Raw genomic sequence first — 450 nt, 5'->3', positions numbered from 1 at the left:
ATACAGAAAAAGCGCCTTGAGTTTTTTGTATTAGAAGTAACGGCTCGTTCAGCAGCAGATTTACTCGGTATTCAGCCTAATTCAGCAATCCTGTTTTACCGTAAAATCCGTGAGGTCATCAGCTATTATTTAGCCCTTGAAGTGGATGAAGTATTTGACGGGCAAATTGAGTTAGATGAAAGCTATTTTGGTGGACATCGTAAAGGAAAACGAGGTCGTGGAGCGGCAGGAAAAGTGGCTGTTTTTGGGATATTGAAACGGCAAGGTACAGTGTTTACTGTGGTCGTCAATGATACGAAGACAACAACGCTAATGCCTGTTATAGCAAGGAAAATCAAGCCTGATAGCTGGGTTTATACCGATACTTATCGTAGTTATGATGCCCTTGATGTAAGCGAATTTCACCACGAACGGATTAACCATTCAGAGTTGTTTGCGGTGAAACAAAAC

At 41.6% G+C, this 450-nt stretch carries 1 protein-coding gene; it reads left to right on the top strand.

All coding sequences use genetic code 11. The annotated features are described in order from the left end of the window. Nucleotides 1-450: IS1595 family transposase (locus E4T92_RS10995; protein ID WP_209307353.1), on the top strand; the 450-nt coding region annotated here is incomplete at both ends.

Source organism: Pasteurella sp. WM03 (assembly GCF_004570945.1).
Taxonomy (GTDB): domain Bacteria; phylum Pseudomonadota; class Gammaproteobacteria; order Enterobacterales; family Pasteurellaceae; genus Rodentibacter.
This window is presented reverse-complemented; position numbering and strand designations above follow the sequence as displayed.